General features: G+C 67.7%; 4 protein-coding genes. All 4 read left to right on the top strand.

From position 1 onward, the window contains the following. The coding region (locus tag FJY74_09515; protein MBM3308550.1) for a hypothetical protein at positions 1–905 on the top strand (905 nt) is incomplete at its 5' end. 192 nt (positions 906–1,097) lie between these two features. After that, complete coding sequence (locus FJY74_09510) at positions 1,098–2,093, top strand: TGS domain-containing protein (protein ID MBM3308549.1); 996 nt, start codon at positions 1,098–1,100, stop codon at positions 2,091–2,093. 34 nt (positions 2,094–2,127) lie between these two features. Then, a complete protein-coding gene (locus FJY74_09505; GenBank protein ID MBM3308548.1) occupies positions 2,128–3,513 on the top strand; it encodes a pyridoxal-phosphate dependent enzyme in 1,386 nt (461 codons plus the stop codon). After that, positions 3,510–3,997, top strand: a 488-nt coding sequence (locus FJY74_09500; protein MBM3308547.1) for a hypothetical protein, incomplete at its 3' end; no start/stop codon positions are given. The genes FJY74_09505 and FJY74_09500, both read left to right, overlap by 4 nt.

The raw sequence follows: 3,997 nt of genomic DNA, 5'->3' as shown, positions 1-3,997 counted from the left end.
TGATCTTCTTCGCCAACGCGAGCCCCTACTGGGCCATCACGCCCTACCAGAACTACAACCTCGAGCTGTGGATCAACGGCGTGCTGAAGTGGGACTTCCGGTCCGCGTACACCGGCGGCACGACGCCGTTCGTGTGGTACGAGTACTGCGTGAGCCTCGCCGGGTACCAGATCGGCCAGGCGATCGAGATCTGCTTCCGGTACGTCGGCGTTGACGGCGCGCAGGCAGGCGTGGACTACGTCAGGACCATCGCCCAGTGCCCGGTGATCCCCGTGTGCCCGTTCTCGTACCCCTGCCGCATCATTGACTTCAACGAGAGCCCGAACGCCTGGGTGAGCCTGACCTGCGGCACGGGCCCGATCCCCTGGCAGTGGGGTCCCGCGGGCGCCGGCGTGCCGACGACCGCGTGCGGCGGCGTGCCCGTGACGAACGTCCTGGGCACGGCGCTCGGGGCCTTCTACCCGGTGTCGAAGGGCGAGGCGGCCGTCATCGGTCCGTACACCCTCCCGACCTGGTGCAAGACCCTCGAGCTCTGCCACTTCTACGACACCGAGTCCGGCTACGACGGCGGCAACGTGAAGATCTCGACCGACGGCGGCACGACCTGGACGCTCATCGAGCCGCTCGGAGGCTACTCCGGCACGCTGACCTCGGCATCGTACCCGGCGCAGTGCGTCTTCCAGCAGAAGGTCTTCTACGGCACCAGCACGACCTTCATCCGCTCGTGCTTCGACATCAGCGCCTACACGGGCCAGACCATCTGGATCGGGTTCTTCTTCGGCTCCGATAGCTACGCCACGAGCGACTACGGCTGGTACATCAAGTGGGTGAAGCTCGGCACGCACGAGGAGCCGTCGCCTGTGCAGGACGGCACCTGGGGCACCATCAAGGCGATGTTCCGGTAGAGCGCTTCGCCACATCGCGGCAGCGGGGGCGGGGTCTTCGGACCCCGCCCCTTCGCATCAATAGGAAGGCCGCGCCGCCTGAGGCGCAGCCTAGGCGTGCACCTCCGCTGATGGCCCTCTGCCCCGCCTTGCGGCCCCTTCCCCTCCTGCGCTAGAATCGCCGGCGCGAGGCGCAGGAGGAAACCGGAAGCCATGCCGGCCAATCTCACCCCGGACTACAAAGCCGCGGAGCAGCGGTTCCGCCAGGCCAGGACGACCGAGGACAAGATCGCGGCCATCCAGGAGATGATGGCCGTCATCCCTCGGCACAAGGGCACGGACCGCATCTGGGCCGACCTCCGGCGTCGCCTCGCGCAGCTCAAGGAGTCCCAGCAGCAGGAGCAGAAGAAGGGCCGGAAGGGGCCCTCCCACTACGTCCCGAAGGAGGACGTCCCCCAGGTCATCGTCCTCGGGACGCCGAACGTCGGGAAGTCCTCGCTGGTCGCCGCCACCACGAACGCAAAGCCCGAGATCGCCGACTACCCCTTCACGACGCGGGCGCCGGGCCCGGCGATGATGCCGTTCGAGGACATCAACATCCAGCTCGTGGACGTGCCGCCCATCGCGCCCGAGCACATGGAGACGTGGCTTCCGGAGCTCATCCGGAACGCCGATGCCGCGCTCCTCGTCGTGGATCTCGCCGCCGACGACTGCGTGGACATGTTCGAGTTCCTTCGGGGCGCCCTCGCGGAGAAGGGCATCAGGATCTCACGCACGCACGACCCGGCCGAGAACGAGGTCCCGCGGAACGTCAAGCCGACGCTCATCGTCGCGAACAAGGTGGACAGCCCCGACGCGGCCGTCAACCTCGAGTTCCTCGGCGAGGTCATCGCCGGCGAGCTGGACATCGTCCCGGTCTCCGCGCTCCACGGCCAGGGCATCGAGGACATGAAGCGCGCTCTGTTCGTCTTCCTCGACATCATCCGCATCTACAGCAAGATCCCGGGCAAGAAGCCCGACATGGACAAGCCGTTCATCGTGAAGCGCGGAAGCACCGTGGCCGACGTCGCGACGAAGATCCACCGCGACTTCGGCGACAAGGTGAAGTCCGCGCGCGTGTGGGGCTCGGCGAAGTTCGACGGCCAGGTGGTGGATCGCCGCCACGTGGTGCAGGACCGCGACGTCGTCGAGGTCCACGTCGAGCATTGACCCGCCCCGCGCCTTCCCCGTCCAGGAGAGACCCGTGAAGAGCCTGGTGTACGGCCCAACCTTCGAGGAGATGCTCCACCCCGACCGCGTCCGCCCGGACGTCCGCGAGCGCGCGCTCCGCGCCGCGAAGGACGACCCGCTCGACCCGGTCAACCTGTTCAACATCACCTGGCGGAACCCCGAGGGGCGCGTCTACCACGTCGTCCTCCCGAGGGAGTTCACGGGCATCGATGCCAACGTCGTCGTCCTCTACAGCAGGGACTTCCCCACCGGCAGTCACAAGGTCGGCGCGACGTACTCGGTCGCGATCGAACACCAGCTGGCCGGCGAGATCCGGCCGGGCGCGCACACGCTGGTCTGGCCGTCCACGGGCAACTACGGCATCGGCGGCGCGTGGGTCGGCCCCCGCATGGGGTACGACTCGCTGGTCATCCTCCCCGAGCTCATGAGCCGCGAGCGCTTCGAGAAGATCGAGTCGTACGGGGCGCGCTACGTGAAAACGCCGGGCTGCGAGAGCAACGTCAAGGAGATCTTCGACAAGGCGAAGGAGCTTCGCGCCGACCCGAAGGTCCGCGTGCTGAACCAGTTCGAGGAGTTCGGGAACTACCGGTTCCACTACCACGTGACCGGGAACTCGTGCATCGAGGTGGCACGCGAGCTGGCCGCGCGCGGTGTCGGGAACGGCCGCATCGCGGCGTTCGCGTCGGCGATGGGGTCGGCCGGCACCATCGCCGCCGGCGAGCGCATCAAGCACGAGTTCCACGACGCGCGCGTCATCGCGGTCGAGCCCGTCCAGTGCCCGACCCTCTACTGGAACGGCTACGGCGGCCACGACATCCAGGGCATCGGCGACAAACACGTGACCTGGATCCACAACGTGCTCGAGACCGACGCCGTGATGTGCGTTGACGACATCGAATGCAAGAAAGGGCTTCAGCTCGCCACCGAGGAGGCGGGCTGGAAGACGATGGCCGGCCGCTACGGCGTGCCCGAGGACGGCATCCGCGCGATGTCGGAGATCCTGGGCATCTCGGGCATCTGCAACGTGCTCGCGTGCATCAAGACCGCGAAGTTCTACGGGCTCGGCGCGGGCGACAACCTGTTCACCATCGCGACCGACACGATCGACCGGTATCACTCCGTGATGCGGCAGCTCGACGAGGCGTACGGCAGGATGGACGAGACCGAGGCGGCGGCGCGCCTTTCGTCCATCTTCCACGGCGCGAAGACCGACTGGGTGCTCGAGGGCACGCGGCACGCGCGGCAGTGCTGGTTCAACCTGAAGTACTACACGTGGGTGGAGCAGCAGGGGAAGACGGTCCGGGAGCTGGACGCGCAGCGCGATCCGGAGTTCTGGCTCCGCGAGCAGGCGAAGGCGGCGGACACGGACGCGAAGCTCAGGGAGGCCAGAGGATGGTGACGAGGCGTTGTGTGTGCCCGGCGGCGCTCCTCACGGCGGCCGCGCTCGTGGCGGCTCCGCTGAGCGCGCAGGCGGCCACGCTGGTCGTTGACGCGAACGGAACCGGCGACTATCTGGCCGTCCAGCCGGCCCTCAACGCCGCGGCGGACGGCGACATTGTGCTCGTGCTCCCCGGCACGTATTCGCGCACGGACAGCATCAACCTCTCGTTCGGCTCGAAGAACATCGTGCTCAGAAGCGCGGGCGGCGCGGCCGTGACGATCATCGACTGCGAGAACGCCGCCAGCAACCGCGCCATCTACTTCAACGGCGGAAACCAGGACTCGACCTGCGTCGTGGACGGGTTCACCATCCGCAACGGGCGCCTCTCCGGCGTCGGCGAGCCGGGCGCCGGGATCCGTTGCGAGTCGGCGTCGCCGAAGCTCGTCAACCTCATCGTCAAGAACAACACGAGCGCGCTGAGCTACGGCGGCGGGCTCTACTG

This window comes from Candidatus Effluviviaceae Genus I sp. (assembly GCA_016867725.1).
Taxonomy (GTDB): Bacteria; Joyebacterota; Joyebacteria; order Joyebacterales; family Joyebacteraceae; genus VGIX01.
Note: the sequence above shows the minus strand (reverse complement) of the source record. Positions and strands in the feature narration are given on the sequence as shown.